This is a genomic window from Salinicola sp. LHM, assembly GCF_034479735.1.
In the GTDB taxonomy this organism is placed as follows: Bacteria; Pseudomonadota; Gammaproteobacteria; order Pseudomonadales; family Halomonadaceae; genus Salinicola; species Salinicola salarius.
The window spans coordinates 2,294,800-2,310,777 of sequence record NZ_CP140261.1; the positions used below are offsets into that span (position 1 = coordinate 2,294,800).

14 protein-coding genes are annotated in these 15,978 nt (G+C 61.9%); 4 read left to right on the forward strand and 10 right to left on the reverse strand.

Annotated features, from left to right (window positions below):
• The 7 genes from era to R5R73_RS10690 form a co-directional block, all read right to left on the reverse strand.
• Positions 1-900 (reverse strand): GTPase Era, encoded by a 900-nt coding sequence (gene era / locus R5R73_RS10660; RefSeq protein ID WP_071233012.1) that lies wholly within the window; start codon positions 898-900, stop codon positions 1-3.
• Positions 897-1,580, reverse strand: a complete 684-nt coding sequence (gene rnc / locus R5R73_RS10665; protein WP_416221237.1) for a ribonuclease III — start codon at positions 1,578-1,580, stop codon at positions 897-899. The genes era and rnc overlap by 4 nt, the downstream gene beginning before the upstream one ends.
• Before the next feature lie 198 nt (positions 1,581-1,778).
• Positions 1,779-2,567 carry a signal peptidase I gene (lepB, locus tag R5R73_RS10670; protein ID WP_071233016.1) on the reverse strand — a complete coding sequence of 263 codons (789 nt, stop codon included), beginning with the start codon at positions 2,565-2,567 and terminating at the stop codon, positions 1,779-1,781.
• 11 nt (positions 2,568-2,578) lie between these two features.
• Positions 2,579-4,396, reverse strand: a complete 1,818-nt coding sequence (gene lepA / locus R5R73_RS10675) for a translation elongation factor 4 (protein WP_322527495.1) — start codon at positions 4,394-4,396, stop codon at positions 2,579-2,581.
• A 341-nt stretch (positions 4,397-4,737) separates the two neighbouring features.
• Entirely contained in the window at positions 4,738-6,153 is a 1,416-nt protein-coding gene (locus R5R73_RS10680) for a DegQ family serine endoprotease (RefSeq protein WP_322527496.1), read from the reverse strand.
• Positions 6,154-6,688: 535 nt separating this feature from the next.
• Positions 6,689-7,750 (reverse strand): MucB/RseB C-terminal domain-containing protein, encoded by a 1,062-nt coding sequence (locus R5R73_RS10685; RefSeq protein ID WP_322527497.1) that lies wholly within the window; start codon positions 7,748-7,750, stop codon positions 6,689-6,691.
• Positions 7,750-8,538 (reverse strand): sigma-E factor negative regulatory protein, encoded by a 789-nt coding sequence (locus R5R73_RS10690; protein ID WP_322527498.1) that lies wholly within the window; start codon positions 8,536-8,538, stop codon positions 7,750-7,752. Before R5R73_RS10690 ends, R5R73_RS10685 begins: the two co-directional genes overlap by 1 nt.
• Positions 8,539-8,573: 35 nt before the next feature.
• Here R5R73_RS10690 and R5R73_RS10695 point away from each other — a divergent pair, with 35 nt between their 5' ends.
• Positions 8,574-8,831: a hypothetical protein gene (locus tag R5R73_RS10695; protein WP_139284362.1), complete on the forward strand. Its 258-nt coding sequence runs from the start codon at positions 8,574-8,576 to the stop codon at positions 8,829-8,831.
• On the opposite strand, the gene rpoE is transcribed toward R5R73_RS10695, so the two are convergent.
• Positions 8,818-9,423, reverse strand: a complete 606-nt coding sequence (gene rpoE, locus R5R73_RS10700) for an RNA polymerase sigma factor RpoE (RefSeq protein ID WP_071233026.1) — start codon at positions 9,421-9,423, stop codon at positions 8,818-8,820. The two genes, R5R73_RS10695 and rpoE, sit on opposite strands and share 14 nt — an antisense overlap.
• Before the next feature lie 347 nt (positions 9,424-9,770).
• On the opposite strand from rpoE, the gene R5R73_RS10705 reads away from it, so the two are divergent.
• Positions 9,771-10,853, forward strand: a complete 1,083-nt coding sequence (locus tag R5R73_RS10705) for a 3-deoxy-7-phosphoheptulonate synthase (protein WP_110632479.1) — start codon at positions 9,771-9,773, stop codon at positions 10,851-10,853.
• An 88-nt stretch (positions 10,854-10,941) separates the two neighbouring features.
• On the opposite strand, the gene dinG is transcribed toward R5R73_RS10705, so the two are convergent.
• On the reverse strand, positions 10,942-13,095 hold the full coding sequence (gene dinG, locus R5R73_RS10710; RefSeq protein ID WP_322527499.1) for an ATP-dependent DNA helicase DinG: 2,154 nt from the start codon (positions 13,093-13,095) through the stop codon (positions 10,942-10,944).
• Between the two features lie 103 nt (positions 13,096-13,198).
• Positions 13,199-14,488: an ATP-dependent RNA helicase RhlB gene (gene rhlB, locus R5R73_RS10715; RefSeq protein ID WP_303853565.1), complete on the reverse strand. Its 1,290-nt coding sequence runs from the start codon at positions 14,486-14,488 to the stop codon at positions 13,199-13,201.
• A 416-nt stretch (positions 14,489-14,904) separates the two neighbouring features.
• On the opposite strand from rhlB, the gene R5R73_RS10720 reads away from it, so the two are divergent.
• Both R5R73_RS10720 and xthA read left to right on the forward strand, forming a co-directional pair.
• Complete coding sequence (locus tag R5R73_RS10720; RefSeq protein WP_276231555.1) at positions 14,905-15,156, forward strand: hypothetical protein; 252 nt, start codon at positions 14,905-14,907, stop codon at positions 15,154-15,156.
• Positions 15,156-15,974, forward strand: coding sequence for an exodeoxyribonuclease III (gene xthA / locus R5R73_RS10725; RefSeq protein WP_322527500.1), 819 nt, complete (start codon positions 15,156-15,158; stop codon positions 15,972-15,974). The genes R5R73_RS10720 and xthA overlap by 1 nt, the downstream gene beginning before the upstream one ends.
• Positions 15,975-15,978: the final 4 nt, after the last annotated feature.

Below are 15,978 nucleotides of genomic sequence, written 5' to 3' on the forward strand. Positions count from 1 at the left end.
TCAATCGAGGTCGTAGCCCAGGCTCTTGAGCGCTCGATCGTCGTCCGACCAGCCGCGTTTGACCTTGACCCACAGGTTGAGCATGACCTTGCTGTCGAAGGCTCGCTCCATCTCCTGGCGCGCCTCGATGCCGATCTTCTTGATCCGCTCTCCCTTGTCGCCGATCAGGATCTTCTTCTGGCCCTGGCGCTCGACCAGCATCAATGCGCTGATATGGATGACCTTGCCTTCGTCGCGAAACTCCTCGATCTCGACGGTCATCTGGTAGGGAAGCTCGTCGCCCAACTGGCGCATGACCTTTTCGCGGACCAGCTCGGCAGCCAGGAAGCGCTGGCTCTTGTCGGTGATCTGATCGTCAGGGAAGTAGTGCACGCCTTCGGGCAGGCGCTTGCCGACTTCGCCTTCGAGTTCCGGCACGTTGGTTCCGTGCTTGGCGGAGATCGGCAGGATCGCGGCAAATTCACGCCTGGCGGAAAGTGACTCCAGCCACGGCAGCAACGTCGTCTTGTCCTCGAGCCAGTCGACCTTGTTGACCGCCAGAATCACCGGCGCCTCGACGTGGGTGAGCTTGTCGAGAACGACCTGATCCTCTTCCGTCCAGCGCGTGCGATCGACCAGAAACACGACGCAATCGACATCGCGGAGCGCCTGTGACGCAGCCTGGTTCATGAAGCGATTGATCGCCTTGTTGCGATCGCGGGTCTGCAGATGGATACCGGGCGTATCGACGTAGATGAATTGCGCTTCATCTACTGTCTTGATGCCCATAACCTGGTGGCGTGTCGTTTGCGGACGTCGCGAGGTGATGGAAATCTTCTGCCCCAGGATGCGGTTCATCAGGGTCGATTTACCCACGTTGGGACGCCCGACGATAGCGACGAAACCACAGCTCTGTGTCATTGGCGTTTGCCCTTTGATGGTTCGAGTTTGGACAACGCAAGCTCGGCGGCCTGCTGTTCGGCAAAACGTCGGCTCGTCCCCTCTCCCAGCGTCGGTGACTCGCCCAGCATGGCCACGTGACACTCGACGCTGAAGGTCTGGGCATGGGCCTCGCCTTCCACCGAGATCACTTCATAGCGCGGCAGTGCCTGCTGACGTGACTGCAGAAACTCCTGCAGGCGCGTCTTGGGATCCTTCTGCGTATTGTGCAGGTCGATCGCTTCCAGACGGGTCCCGAACCAGGCCAGTACGCGACTGCGCGCCACGTCCATGCCGGCATCGAGATAGATCGCCCCGATCACCCCTTCCAGCGCATCGGCCAGGATCGAATCGCGCCGATGACCGCCGCTCTTCATCTCGCCGGACCCCAGCCTGAGACACTCGCCCAGGTCGAATTCCCGCGCCACCACGGCCAGCGTCTGCCCCTTGACCAGCCCGGCTCGCAGGCGGGACAACTGCCCTTCCCGCGCGGCCGGAAAGCGCTTGAACAGCGCCTCGCCGATCACGAAATTGACGATCGAGTCGCCCAGAAACTCGAGCCGTTCATTATTGGCGCCGCCGACGCTGCGGTGCGTCAGCGCCAGTTCCAGCAGCGCCGGATCACGAAAGTCGTGGCCAATTCGGCGGCTGAAGCCTTGCAGAGGATCACTCACGTCATTCCCATTGAGTCGTTATCTTTGAAACAAAGAATCGTTGTCTTTGAAGCAAAGCGGGCGCGGGATAGCCCGTCGCCCGCTTTGCGAGTTGCGTGTCTTGCCGCTGCTTAAAGAACGGGACCGTCATGGTTCCGCAGCCAGAGCCGGCGGCCGACACGCTTGAATTCACCAGCTATATAAGAATCAGTTTATCTGGCGTACCGTGCTGAAGCTAGGCAATCCACCATCCCAGTGCATCCAGACCGCAAACGCCTTGCCGACGATGTTCTTTTCCGGGACGAAACCCCAGTAACGGCTGTCGTTGGAGTGGTCGCGGTTGTCGCCCATCATGAAATACTCGTGATCGGGAACGACGATCTCCCGCATCTGGGGCCCGGGGCTCTGGGGGTTGTTGAAGATACTGTGCTCGACGTCACCGAGGTGCTCCTCGAACAGTTCTTCGCCCGGTGCTTCTGCCGGGTCGGGATCGGTCATCGACTTGGGCACCGGCTTGCCATTGACGTAGAGCTGCTTGTTTTCGTAGCGAATGTGATCCCCCGGCAGGCCAATGACGCGCTTGATGAAATTGACCGACGGATCCTGCGGGAAGCGGAAGACCATGACATCGCCGCGCTCCGGCTCACCGATATCCACGATTTCGGTGTTGACGACCGGCAGACGGAGACCGTAGCTGAACTTGTTGACCAGGATGAAATCGCCGACCTCGAGTGTCGGCCGCATCGAGCCCGAAGGGATCTGGAACGGCTCGATCACGAAGCTGCGCAGCACCAGGACGACCAGCAACACAGGGAAAAAGGAGCGGGCGTAGTCGACCGGCCAGGGGTCCTTGTAGTCGACCGACTTTCCGCCGCCCAGTGTCTCTGCGGCGGCCTGCTGGCGCTGGTGACGCGAGCGTCGCCAGAACAGGCTGTCGAGCAACCAGACGAGCCCCGTGATGGCGACAGCCAGCACCAGTAACAACGAAAAATCCATGAGGTGTTTTCCTACTCGTTCACTTTGAGAACGGCAAGGAACGCATCCTGGGGGATTTCGACACGGCCCACCTGCTTCATGCGTTTCTTGCCGGCTTTCTGCTTCTCCAGCAGTTTCTTCTTGCGCGTCGTGTCGCCGCCGTAGCACTTGGCCGTCACGTTCTTGCGCAGTGCCTTGACCGTCGAACGGGCCACGACATGGCCGCCGATCGCGGCCTGAACCGCCACGTCGAACATCTGACGGGGGATCAGCTCTTTCATCTTGTCGACCAGGATTCGACCCCGGGAATGGGCGTGGTCGCGATGAATGATCAACGCCAGTGCATCGACGCGATCACCATTGATGAGAATGTCCAGGCGAACCAGTTTGGCCGCCTCGAACCGCTCGAAGCTGTAGTCGAGGGAGGCATAGCCCTTGGAGATCGACTTGAGCCGATCGAAGAAGTCCATGACGACCTCGGCCATCGGCAACTCGTAGACGAGCTGCATCTGGCTACCCAGCACCTGCATGTTCAACTGCACGCCACGACGATTGACGCATTCGGAGATGACGTTGCCCACATACTCCTGCGGCACCAGGATGCTGGCCCGCACGATCGGCTCGCGCATCTCGGCCACGTTGGCCATGTCGGGCAGCTTCGACGGGTTGGAGATGGTCAGCAACTCGCCGTTGTCCATCAGCAGCTCGTAGTTGACCGTCGGCGCCGTGGTCAGCAGGTCGATATCGTATTCGCGCTCCAGGCGCTCCTGGACGATCTCCATGTGCAGCGTGCCGAGGAAGCCGACGCGAAAGCCGAACCCGAGCGCATCGGAGTTTTCCGGCACGTAATCTAGCGAAGCATCGTTGAGCGCCAGCTTCTCGAGCGCATCGCGGAAATCTTCGTAATCATCGGAGCTGACCGGGAACATTCCGGCGTAGACCTGCGGCTTCACTTTCTGGAAGCCCGGCAGCCGCGGTACGTCCTTGGTCTTGGTATGGGTGATGGTATCCCCGACCGGCGCACCCTGGATGTCCTTGATGCCGGCGATGACGAAGCCGACTTCGCCGGCCCGGAGGATGCCGGTGGAGTTCTGCTTGGGCGTGAAATAGCCGATGTCGGTCACTTCCCAGTCGCGACCGGTCGACTTCATCTGGATCTTGTCGCCCTTCTTCAAGGTGCCGTCGAACAGCCGCACCAGCGACACGACGCCTTGATAGTTATCGAACCACGAATCGATGATCAGGGCCTGAAGATTGCCCTCGCGATCGCCTTTGGGCGGCGGAATATCGCGTACCAGACGCTCCAGCAGGAGATCGATGTTGAGACCGCTCTTGGCCGACACCCGTACCGCGTCATGGGCATCGAGACCGATGATCTCCTCGATCTCGTGCGCCACCTTCTCCGGATCCGCCTGCGGCAGATCCATCTTGTTGAGGACCGGAAGCACTTCCAGATCCTGCTCGATGGCGGTGTAGCAGTTGGCAACCGACTGCGCCTCGACACCCTGAGCGGCATCGACCACGAGCAAGGCCCCCTCGCAGGCGTAGAGCGAGCGCGACACCTCGTAGGAGAAATCGACGTGCCCCGGCGTGTCGATGAAGTTGAGCTGATAGGTATGACCGTCCTGCGCCTGATAGTCGAGCGTGACCGACTGCGCCTTGATGGTGATACCGCGCTCGCGCTCGAGATCCATCGAATCGAGCACCTGCTCCTTGAGTTCACGATCCGTCAGGCCACCGCAGAACTGGATGATTCGGTCTGCCAGGGTGGACTTGCCATGATCGATATGGGCGATGATCGAGAAGTTGCGGATGAACTTCAGTTGCTCGTTGCTTGCAGCGTCTGCCATTGAAACCTTACCGGTAATTTGTACGCGCGCGGTCCGCACGATGTGCCATAGCCAGGAAAACACCAACTGATTCGTCGAGCGGGATGAAACGCGCGACACGCGGTGCGGGAAACGCCGGCCATGACGCGAGGTCCGGTCAGCAGCCGAGCAGCGCACGACGCAGCGATTCGCCCGCGCCGGTACTGAGACACCGTTGTTTTCCAGTCGCGCGGTTGATTACGAATTTGGCGCATTGTACCGACATGGCCGTGGCAAAGACAGCGACAACCGGAACGCACACAGCCTCGCAAAGCGAGGCTGTGTGACGGGCTTGGCCCGGACCTGTCGTCGTCCGGCGCGACTCAGTCGCCGGCCTTCAAGCGCAACGCTACGAACAGCGAAGTTCCATCCCGGACGATACGCACCGGAATGGCACGATCGCCGTCGGCCTGCTTGACCGCATCGATCAATTGATCGGCGCTGTCGACCGCTTTCTGATCGAAACTGACGATGACGTCACCAGGCTGAATGCCGGCCGCCGCCGCCGCGCCACGCGGGTCGACGCGACGCACCAGGGCGCCATTGTCGATGTCCAGCTGTTGCTTCTCCTGATCGCTGATATCGCTGATCGCGATTCCCAGCTTGCTCTGGTCATTGGTAGATCCGCTGGACGGCGAGCCATCGTCCGCCATCTGCTCCGGCCAATCACCCACGGTCACGTCGATCTTGCGCTGGTCACCGTCGCGCATGACCTGCAGAGTGACCTCGTCTCCCGGCGCCACTTGGCCAATCAGACGCGGCAGGGTCGTGGAGTCATCGATATCGGCCCCATCGGCGCTCAGAATGACATCACCGGCCTTCAGACCCGCCTTCTGTGCCGGGCTGTCATCGCTGACATCGGAAACCAGTGCTCCCTCGGTGCCATCGAGCCCGAACGATTCGGCAAGATCCTTGGATACCGGCTGAATCACCACGCCCAGCCAGCCGCGGCTCACATGACCTTCGGTGCGCAGCTGATCGGCAACGTTCATGGCAACGCTGATCGGCACGGCGAACGACAGCCCCATGAAACCACCGCTACGCGTGTAGATCTGCGAATTGATCCCCACGACTTCACCGTCGAGGTTGAACAAGGGGCCACCGGAGTTACCCGGGTTGATCGCCACATCGGTCTGGATGAAGGGTACGTAGGTCTCGCTCGGCAGTGTGCGGTTGATCGCGCTGACGATGCCGGCCGTTACCGAATGATCGAAACCGAACGGAGAACCGATGGCGGCGACCCATTCGCCGGCTTCGAGGTCATCGGAGTCGCCGATCTTGAGCGTGGGAAGATCGTCGGCATCGACCTTGAGCAAGGCGACGTCGGTTCGCGCATCGGCGCCCACCAGCTTGGCCGGCAGCTCCCGCCGATCGTTGAGACGCACCATGATCTCGTCGGCATCCTTGACCACATGGGCGTTGGTCAGGATGTAACCATCCTTGCGGATGACGAACCCGGAGCCCAGTGACTTGCGCTCTTCCTCGCCCTGCGGCGCGCCAGGCATCGGTGGCATCTGATCACCGAAGAACCGGCGGAATATCTCGGGGACGTCTTGCTGACCATAGGGCCCATTGGGCGCACTGACGCTACTGGTGGTGGCGATGTTGACCACGCCGGGAGCGGCCTGCTTGACCAATCCGGTGAAGTCCGGCAAATCGCGGGCCTGCGCCGTCTGGAAAGATAGCAACGTGACGGCCATCAATAGCCAGGGAGCAAACCATCTTGTCATGCGTTCCATTAAACACTCCTAAACATTCGATGAAGACTCTGGCGAGTCGCACGTAGATAGATCGATGTTCATAAGGGATAAATCGGCGATAACGAACCTCACGCCATCGAATCGTCGCCGCGCCCGGTCAAGGCACGGCGACCACTTTCATTGATGCGAAAATACGCCAAGAGTTCAACGGGATGTAAAGTTTCTTTGCGCTGAAGAGCGAAAAGCCCCCGTCACCGACTGACTGCAAAACTGGCTGAAGAACTGACCAAAGAGAAAAGGCGAAAGACTAGGGGCTGTTGACGTTTCAGCGCGAACCGCGTTGCTGCGCCAAATGGCGCCAGGCCAGGCGCGGGATGCAGAGAAGGGTGGTCCCCTTTTCCAATCCCGCAACGCCGCATGGCGCCATTTGCCGCGCAACCAGAAGGGCCGGGCCAGTTTTTTCACGGTGCTGCGTTATTCGTCGTTCATTTGGAACGACCAAACTACGCTCCTCACGCCTTGCCCCGCACAAAAACTGGCTCCGGCGCGGCCGTGCATGAAACGTCAACAGTCCCTAGGAACCGGCGGCGGGAGCACTCGCTTCAGGCTCGTCCCGAGCTCCGGAGATATCGGCGGACGGTCCGACATCGCCTTCGTGCCAGGTCACTCGCGCAGCGATACGTGCCAGAACCTCGGCCGGTGCCTCGCCCAATACCAGTATCTGCATGGGCCGGCCCTCATGATTCACATGACGAACCGCTGCATAGGAGATACCCAGTCGATGCATGCCGGGCAACAAGGAACGCCGGTTACTGGTAATGGGTTCGACGAACAAGCTGATGCTGGTCAAACCGTCGCTGTAGAGCTGGTGCTCTATCCGTGCGCTCTGATCAGGGCTATCAGGCGGGATCGGCTGGGAGGTAAATCCGGCAGGCAGCCACTGCGCGTGCCACGGAGAATTCGCCGGTGACTGGCCAGGGCCGAGACGGAGCGTATCAGGATAAAGCGTGGGGGCACGCAGATCGGTTATCTGAAAGGTTTCGAGAATCTGGCCATCGATACCGATCATTTCACGCTTGAGCGGCAGCGATGTCTCGCGATCCAGCCAGAGACGGTAACCGTAGCGGAGCTCGTCCTGCGGCTCGATGTCGAGACGCCATGCCGCGCGTCCGGCAATTCGCTCGATTTCCATCGGCTGGAGGTCGTAATGCCCGGCGATCTGCCGGGTCAAGGCGCCAGGCGCGAGACCGGCAGTGAAATCCAGCATTCCCTGGCCCGCGGCATCCTGGCTCACGCTACCCCGCTTTTCCACAGCGACGGGCGGGCCATCCAGAAATCTCGCGGCCTCGGTCTCCACCCCCTGCTGCACGCTATGCGTCAGCGCCAGGGTCCTGACGCCATCGAAACTGATACGCACGGCCCGTGCACTGAAGTTATAGCAGTGGCTGGCCCAGAGACTGCGTTGAAACAGCGCCTCGGGGGAGATATCGCTATCGCTCGCCGCGGCCAGGTCGCGACAATCGAAAGTCTCCGGCACCGCCCGCTCGTCGGCGGACGCTTGAGCCTGAGCGGTACCGGAAACCGCAAGCAGAGGAAGTATCGCAGCCAGGGAGGCCCGGGGAGAAAACCGAAACATCAACGCGCTTCCGTGGCTCCGACACCGTCGACCTGAGCGGACAATGCGCCCGGCGTGCGCAGCAATGGCATCCAGTTGTCGCCAGTGCTGTAGGCAGCCCCGACGGAGTGACGCTCCAGATAGGATTGCAGCGTCTGCGCCTGCTCCATATCGACGTTGGGGGACTGGCGCGTGCTCGGCGACAGGAACATCGGCTGCATCACCTGCTCGCCGACCGTCATCAGGCCGCTGTTATTGCCAGCGCCGAGACTTCCGCCGCCAAAGCTGCCGCTGCCCAGCGAATAGGGCAGCCCGCTGGAGACCGGCGCCTGCATGGAAGCCTGCATCGCCCCGCTCTGATCGTCGGCAACGCTTCCGGAGGCCAGCGAGGCACGGGCACTTTCATTGACCGCAGAAGTACCCGTGGCGGCCGCCACATCCGAGGACGTGGTGGTGTCGCCACCGAAGCGGCCGTTGTAGACCTGAACGCCGGTAATCACCATGAGCGATACCGCCGCCGCCACGGCAGCGCCGCCCATCATGGAAAACGAGTGGCGCCTGACCGGCTCGCTGGCCGGTTCAGCGACGGGCCGGGGTTCGTCCGCCAGCGCCGCCATCACGTCGCCGGAGATATCGATATCGACGATCGCATCCCGCTCGCGCCGCATCATGCTGCGGGCCAGGTGATATCGACGCCAGGTATCGGATTCCTGCGGCGACGTGCCCAGCGTCTTGAGCGCTCGCCTCAGATCGAATTCATCGGCCTCGTTATCCATCAATGCGGAGAACGATTCGTGTACCTGCTTCATAGTCACACCCTCACACTCGCCTTGCGGCTTGCCACGTGTTGAATGACGGCGACACTCAGGGCGACATCTGGGGGCATGCCATTGCGATCCTCGAAGGCCGCAATGCCCTTGCCCGCTACCTGCGTCACCGGCCCGTCGTCGCCGGATTGTCTCCAGCCGACGACGGCTTGGCTATTACCTGCCCCACTATGACGACAGAAATCGATGACAGTTCATTTTCGATTCATCTTTCTCGATTCGATCCGCCGTCAGCGCCCGGATCCGATGGCCCTGCATCGCTCAAGCGTCGTTGATCGCGTCTCGCCCACCGTGCTCCAGCAACGGTTCGATATGCTTGTCGACTGCCTCGCGCGCCCGGAAGATCCGCGATCGGACAGTTCCCACCGGGCACTCCATGATCGTGGCGATATCCTCATAGGAAAGCCCGTCGAATTCACGCAGCGTGATCGCGGTGCGCAGATCGTCCGGCAGCTGTTCGATCGCTTCGAACACGGCCGCTTCCAGTTGATCGCGGGCGATCGCCGCCTCCGGCGATTCGATATCCGACAGACGCCCGCTCTGGTCGACGATCTCGGCATCGCTGATATCCAGATCGCTACCGGGAGGACGACGCCCCCGCGATACCAGATAGTTCTTCGCCGTGTTGATGGCGATGCGATACATCCAGGTATAGAAGGCGCTTTCGGCACGAAAGCTGCCCAGGGCACGATACGCCTTGATGAAGGCTTCCTGGGCAACGTCCTGAACTTCGGAATGGTCCTGAACATAGCGGCTGATCAGACCGAGAATCTTGTGCTGATACTTCTTGACCAAAAGATCAAAAGCTCGGGTGTCCCCTTTCTGGGCGCGTTCGACGAGTTGCTGATCGGTCTCTCGGACACCCATTCAACGCCTCCCCGTACGACTGGGCACCGGAAGCTGCAGGACCTGGAGCAGGGAAATGACACAGCGATGACGAGTGTGGTGACTAGGAGATAATACGCTCATGATCCCACCTGGAGCCCTTTGAGCTCACGATTCAATGACAGGCGTGCAAGTTATAACAGAAACGATGGATTAGCACGCGAAGCCGGCCAGTGTTCCTGTTTTAGCCCGCCTCATCAAGTCGCGCCTCGGCGCCGATTTCCCCGGTATGCAGGGCACAACCGGGCCGGAAAGTTGATTTTTGCACCTTGCAGCCCCCATAGTACGCGCTCCACGCGCAGTCACTATCAGAGTCAACGGGCCCCAGCATGTCGGAACAGCAGGTCAACAATCTCAACGTTCTTTCCCAGGATGTCCTGATTACCCCGGAAGCGTTGAAACAGAACATTCCGCTTTCGGAATCCGCCGAGCGCACGGTCATCGAAGGACGCCAGACCATCCAGCGCATTCTCGATCGCGAGGATCCTCGCCTGCTCGTGGTCATCGGCCCGTGCTCGATTCACGATCCGGAAGCCGCACGCGACTACGCCAGGCGCCTTCGCAAGCTCGCCGATGCCGTCAGCGACAGTCTGTATATCGTGATGCGTGTCTACTTCGAGAAGCCGCGTACCACGGTCGGCTGGAAGGGCCTGATCAACGATCCGCACCTGAACGACTCGTTCGAGATCGAGGAAGGCTTGCATATCGCTCGCCGGCTGCTGGTGGATCTGGCGGAAATCGGCCTGCCGCTGGCCACCGAGGCGCTCGATCCGATTTCGCCGCAATATCTGCAGGACTGCATCAGCTGGTCCGCGGTAGGGGCTCGTACCACCGAATCCCAGACCCACCGTGAAATGGCTTCCGGTCTTTCCGGCCCGGTCGGCTTCAAGAACGGCACCGACGGCAGCCTGGACGTGGCGGTCAATGCATTGCAGTCGGTCGCCAGCCCGCACAATTTCCTGGGTATCGACCAGGCGGGCCAGGTCGCGGTGATCCGGACTCGGGGCAACGCCTACGGCCACGTCGTCCTGCGGGGCGGCAACGGCAAGCCCAACTACGACAGTGTCAGCGTCACCCTGGCCGAGCAGGAACTGCACAAGGCGGGGCTGAAAGCCAACCTGATGGTCGACTGTTCCCACGCCAACTCCAACAAGGACCCGGCGCTGCAGCCGCTGGTCATGGAGAATGTGACGCACCAGATCCTCGACGGCAACCGCTCGATCATCGGCCTGATGATCGAATCGAACATCGGCTGGGGCAGCCAGAAGATTCCCGAAGACCGCAGTCAGCTCGAATACGGCGTCTCGATCACCGATGCCTGCATCGACTGGCCGACTACCGAGCGCACGCTTGTCCAGATGGCCGAGCAATTGAAGCCCGTGCTCCAGTCGCGTCAGCGTTCCGACGACTGATCCCGGGACGACGACCGTTCAAGCAGAACGCCCGGTGCCGCATCCACGGCACCGGGCGTTTTCGTTGGCAGCGGCAACGCGGCCCGCGTCAGTTCCTGGCCGGCTCGCCCGCTTCCCCCCCTTCGATCTGGCGCCGAAACGGCGGCAGCGCGTCCAGCAGCGCCTTGCCGTAGCGCCGGGTCAGCACACGCCGGTCCAGCAGCGAGATGCGGCCGCTGTCGTTCTCCTTGCGGATCAGCCGCCCGCACGCCTGCACCAGCTTGATCGACGCGTCCGGCACCGATATCCGCATGAACGGGTTGCCGCCCTGGCTCTCGATCCACTCGGCGAGCGTGGCGCCGACCGGATCGTCCGGCACCGAAAACGGCAGCCGGGTAATCACCACGTGGGTCAGGTAGCGACCGGGAAGATCGATCCCCTCGGCGAAACTCGCCAGCCCGAAGATCAAGCTGCCGCTGTCGGCATCGACCGCAGCGCGATGGCGCTCCAGCAGTTCGCGCTTGGGCAGCCGATCCTGTGACAGCAGGCGCGACGCCCAGGGTTCCGGCAACGCATCGGCCACACTGCGCAGTTGTTTGCGGGAGGAGAACAGCACCAGCACGGCTTCGTCGTCTTCCAACCCTTCGATGAACTCGACGATGGAACGGTCGTGCGCCTTGGCGTCGCCGGGCTCGACCGCTTCCCGCGGCACACTGAGGATGGCTCGGGAATAGTCGAAAGGGCTCGGCAGGCGCTGGTAGCGATAGCGGTTGGCCAGGCCGGCCCGCTCCTGCAGCCGCTCGAAACGATTGAGCGCCGTCAGCGTCGCCGAGGTCACCACCGCCCCGTAGCAGGTTCCCCAGAGATGTCGGGCCAGCGTCTCCGCCGCCGATACCGGGCTGGCCGAAAAGGTCAGCTCCGGCTCGCCACCGAAGTTCTGGAACGTCAACCACCGCGCTTGCGGTGCCTGCCCCGCCGGGTCCGGCTTGGCCATGGCGGACCATAGTGCATGCGCTTCCAGCGCGCGGCCGTGGAGCAGCGCCGTCAGCGGCAGCCACGGTTCCGCCTGCTCCCGCGGGAGACCGGTGGATTTGTCCGGGTCGAGACTCTCGCGAAGGATATCGCTCATCGTTTCCAGATCGCGCGATAGCTCGGCGAACGGAATGACCAGCTGCTGGGCCAGATCGACCAGCGGCTCCGGCGCCCGGCCATTGGGGAAGCGGAAATGCTGCGTCTCCTCGCCCGCCCCGGAGCCGAGTCCGGCAATCTGATGTCCCATGGCGTAGGCGTCGCCGAGCCTTGGCTCCAGCGCCGCGATGCGTTCGGGAAAAGTCGCCAGCAAGCGGCCGAGTGTCGGCTGGGCGCCGAGCGCGGTGTTCAACTCCGTCAGCGACTTCTTCAACGTCCGCAGCCAGCGCAACGTGCCGTTGATTCCGAAGCGATGATAGAAATGATCCAGCGCCTTGTCCGGCAGGTGATGCCCCTCGTCGAAGACGTAGATACAGTCCTTGGGCGACGGAAGCACCATGCCTCCGCCCAGCGCGAGGTCCGCCAGCACCAGATCGTGATTGGCGACGATGATGTCGGCCTGCTCGAGATGCCGGCGCGAGCGGAAATAGGCACAGGCGCCGAAATGGCCGCAGCGCCGATTGGTGCACTGACGATGATCCACGGTCAGCCGTCGCCAGTCGCGATCATCAATGGCGACCGGCCAGCTATCCCGATCCCCTTCCCAGTTGCCGGAGGCATAGGTATCGGCCATCTCCTGGATCAGCTGCGGGAAGTCACCGCCGGCGTCCGTGGCGATGGTCTGCTCGAACAGCGACAGCGTCGGGTTGGGCTCGGCGCCTTCCAGCGCCTGATCCAGCTTGGCCACGCACAGGTAACGCCCCCGACCCTTGGCCAGCGCGTATTCGAAATCGAGCCCGCTGTGCGCCTTGAGCATCGGCAGGTCCTGATTCAATACCTGCTCTTGCAGTGCCACCGTGGCAGTGGCGATGACCAACCGCTTGCCGCGCGCCTTGGCGACGGGTAACGCCGCCAATAGATACGCAAGGGTTTTACCGGTACCGGTACCCGCTTCCAGAACACAGACGTGCTCGTTGGACGTCCGTCGACCCTGATCATCTCGCTCGATCGACGCCAGCGTGCGCGCGATCTCCGCAATCATCAGACGCTGACCGTAACGCGGGGTGAGCTCCAACCCTTCGAGCACGCGCCGGTAAGCCTCCTGGATCTCTTGCTTGAGGGGTTCGTCGAGCATGCGCATTCCGGGGAAGGAAGGTCAGAAACAGATCGCCCACCGACGGTGGACGATCGAGAGAGCCGAACCGTTGACGTTGTCAGCCGCTCAGGAAAGCATCGGCTCACGACATCATGGACTCGGGCGGATGCTCGCAGGGCAGCTTGCCGTTGATGTAGTTCTCGATCTCCGGCAGCGAGAAGGCATCCTCTTCGCCGACGAAACTGATCGACACACCCTTCGCGCCCGCACGGCCGGTCCGCCCGATACGATGGACGTAGTCTTCAGGATCTTCCGGCAGCGTGAAGTTGATGACGTGGCTGACATCCTCGATATGGATGCCACGACCGGCAACATCGGTCGCCACCAGCACGGTCACTTCGCCTTCCCGGAAACGCTCCAGCGTCTTGATTCGCTGGCTCTGCGGCACGTCGCCCGAGAGCATCGCCGCGTTGACGCCCTGGTCGCGCAGCATCTGGTCCAGTTCGCGTACCAGATCGCGACGGTTGCCGAACACGATCACCCGCTCCATCGCTTCCTGGCTGACCAGATTGAACAGCAGCTTGCGCTTCTCGCTGTCGCTGACCAGATAGACACGCTGGTCGATATTGGCCGCGTTGTCGGTGGTCACCTCGATCTCGACGTGGGCCGGATTCTGGGTCCACTGCTCGGAGAGGTTGAGGATATCCGGCGTGAAGGTCGCCGAGAACAGGAAGGTCTGGCGTTCCTCGCGCTTGGGCGTATAGCGGATGATGCGCTTGACGTCCGGAATGAAGCCCATCGACAGCATACGATCGGCTTCGTCCAGCACCAGCACCTCGACCTGGGAGAGATCGATGTCGCGCTTCTGCTGGAAATCGAGCAGACGCCCCGGCGTGGCCACCAGAATGTCCAGGTTCTTGCTCAGCTGATCCCGCTGCTTCTGGTAGTCCATGCCGCCGACGACGCTTGCCACATGCAATGACGTGAAACGGGCCAGTGCCTTGGCGTCCTTCTCGATCTGCAGCGCCAGTTCGCGGGTAGGCGCGATGATCAGCGCCCGCGGCGTTCCCGGCTTCTGGCCATCCGGCGCTTCTTCTTCCAGGAAATAGGCCAGCATCGAGATCAGGAAAGCCGCAGTCTTGCCGGTGCCGGTCTGTGCCTTGCCGACCACGTCGCCGCCGAGCAACGTATGCTTCAGCGCTTCGGCCTGGATCGGCGTGCAGTATTCGAAACCTTCTGCCTGGATCGCGCGCATCAATGATGTCGGCAGGTCGAAATCATGAAACCGCCAGCGTCCGGCAACGGGCTCGACCTGAAACTGTTTCAGCGACCAGTTGGAAGTGTTCCGCGACTGCGATTTACGTGGCTTGCGCCGACGCCGCTTGGGTCTGCGGTTCTGTGCCGGGGGCTGGGTGTTGTCAGACTCACTCATAGTTATGACGAATGTCCGAAATCGATTGACGGTTTGACTCGCGACGGCTGGCGTCCTGCTCGGCGGCGCCATCTACGGCGCGGCGGGCCGGCATTCACGCCTTCAAGGACGAACCCTCGACGCGACGATGATCGACTTCGCCGGGGCCAGGCCCGGCGCGAGCCGAACACATTGTACCAGTTCTGGCCCGCTAACGTCGCGAGCCCAGTGGTCCAACGTCGCGAGCCCAGTGGTCCAACGTCGCGAGCCCAGTGGTTCAACGTCGCGGCTAGCCGATGGCAGAGCCCCCTTCCCCTGTTAGAATGTGGGCTATCGTTGGCTCCGGGAACACCGCCTTGGCGGTCGAGAGTTTCCAATGCCGATGCCCATATCGCTATATCGCTGGATTTCCCGCTGAATACTGACAGGTTGCGCGCATGACTCGCAGAAAAAAGACCCGGTCGCTGGCCGACAAGGTGACGATCCGTACCGGCAAGCGCAAGGACTATCGCCGCTGGCGCCATGACAATCCCGATGAAGTCGCTCCATCGCGTCGTTACGTCGACAAGAAGACCCAGCAGCGAAAACTGCAGGCCGAGCGCAAGCGCCAGCGTCAGAGCGCCCCGCCGCTGCCGCTGCATTCCGCCAGCACCGATAGCGACGCCTCGAAGGATGAGGGCTCCGATTGATGCGACTCGTCTCTTTCAATATCAACGGCATCCGCGCTCGTCTGCACCAGCTCGAGGCGCTGATCGAGAGCCACGCGCCGGACGTCATCGGTCTGCAGGAGACCAAGGTCCAGGATAGCGAGTTTCCCCGCGACGCGGTGGAAGCCATGGGCTATCACGTTCACTTTCATGGCCAGAAAGGCCACTACGGTGTCGCGATGCTGACCCGGGCAGCACCGACATCCGTTCATTATGGGTTGCCCGACGATGGCGAGGAGGCGCAGCGCCGCCTGATCGGAGTGACGCTCGACATTGACGATGGCAAACCGCTGACGGTGTGGAACGGTTACTTTCCTCAGGGCGAGAACATCGCTCACCCTACCAAGTACCCCAACAAGCGAGCGTTCTACGCCGGTCTCAACGCGCTTCTCGAAACGCAGCACCAGCCTTCGGAGCGCGTCGCGATCATGGGCGACTTCAATATCTCCCCGGCGGATATCGACATCGGCATCGGCGAGGACAATCGCAAGCGCTGGCTGCGCGAAGGCAAGACCAGCTTCCAGCCCGAGGAACGCGAATGGCTGGAGCGCCTCAAGGCGTGGGGGCTCGAGGACAGCTATCGACTTTGCCACCCGGACAGCAGCGACTATTTCAGCTGGTTCGACTATCGCTCCAAGGGTTTCGATCGCGAGCCCAAGCGTGGCCTGCGTATCGATTACATCCTGGTCACCGAACCGCTGGCCCGCGCCACGCGTCGCTCGGGTATCGACTATGACCTGCGCGCCATGGAACGGCCATCCGACCACGCCCCGGTGTGGAGTGAATTCGAGCTAGCGTGAGTTT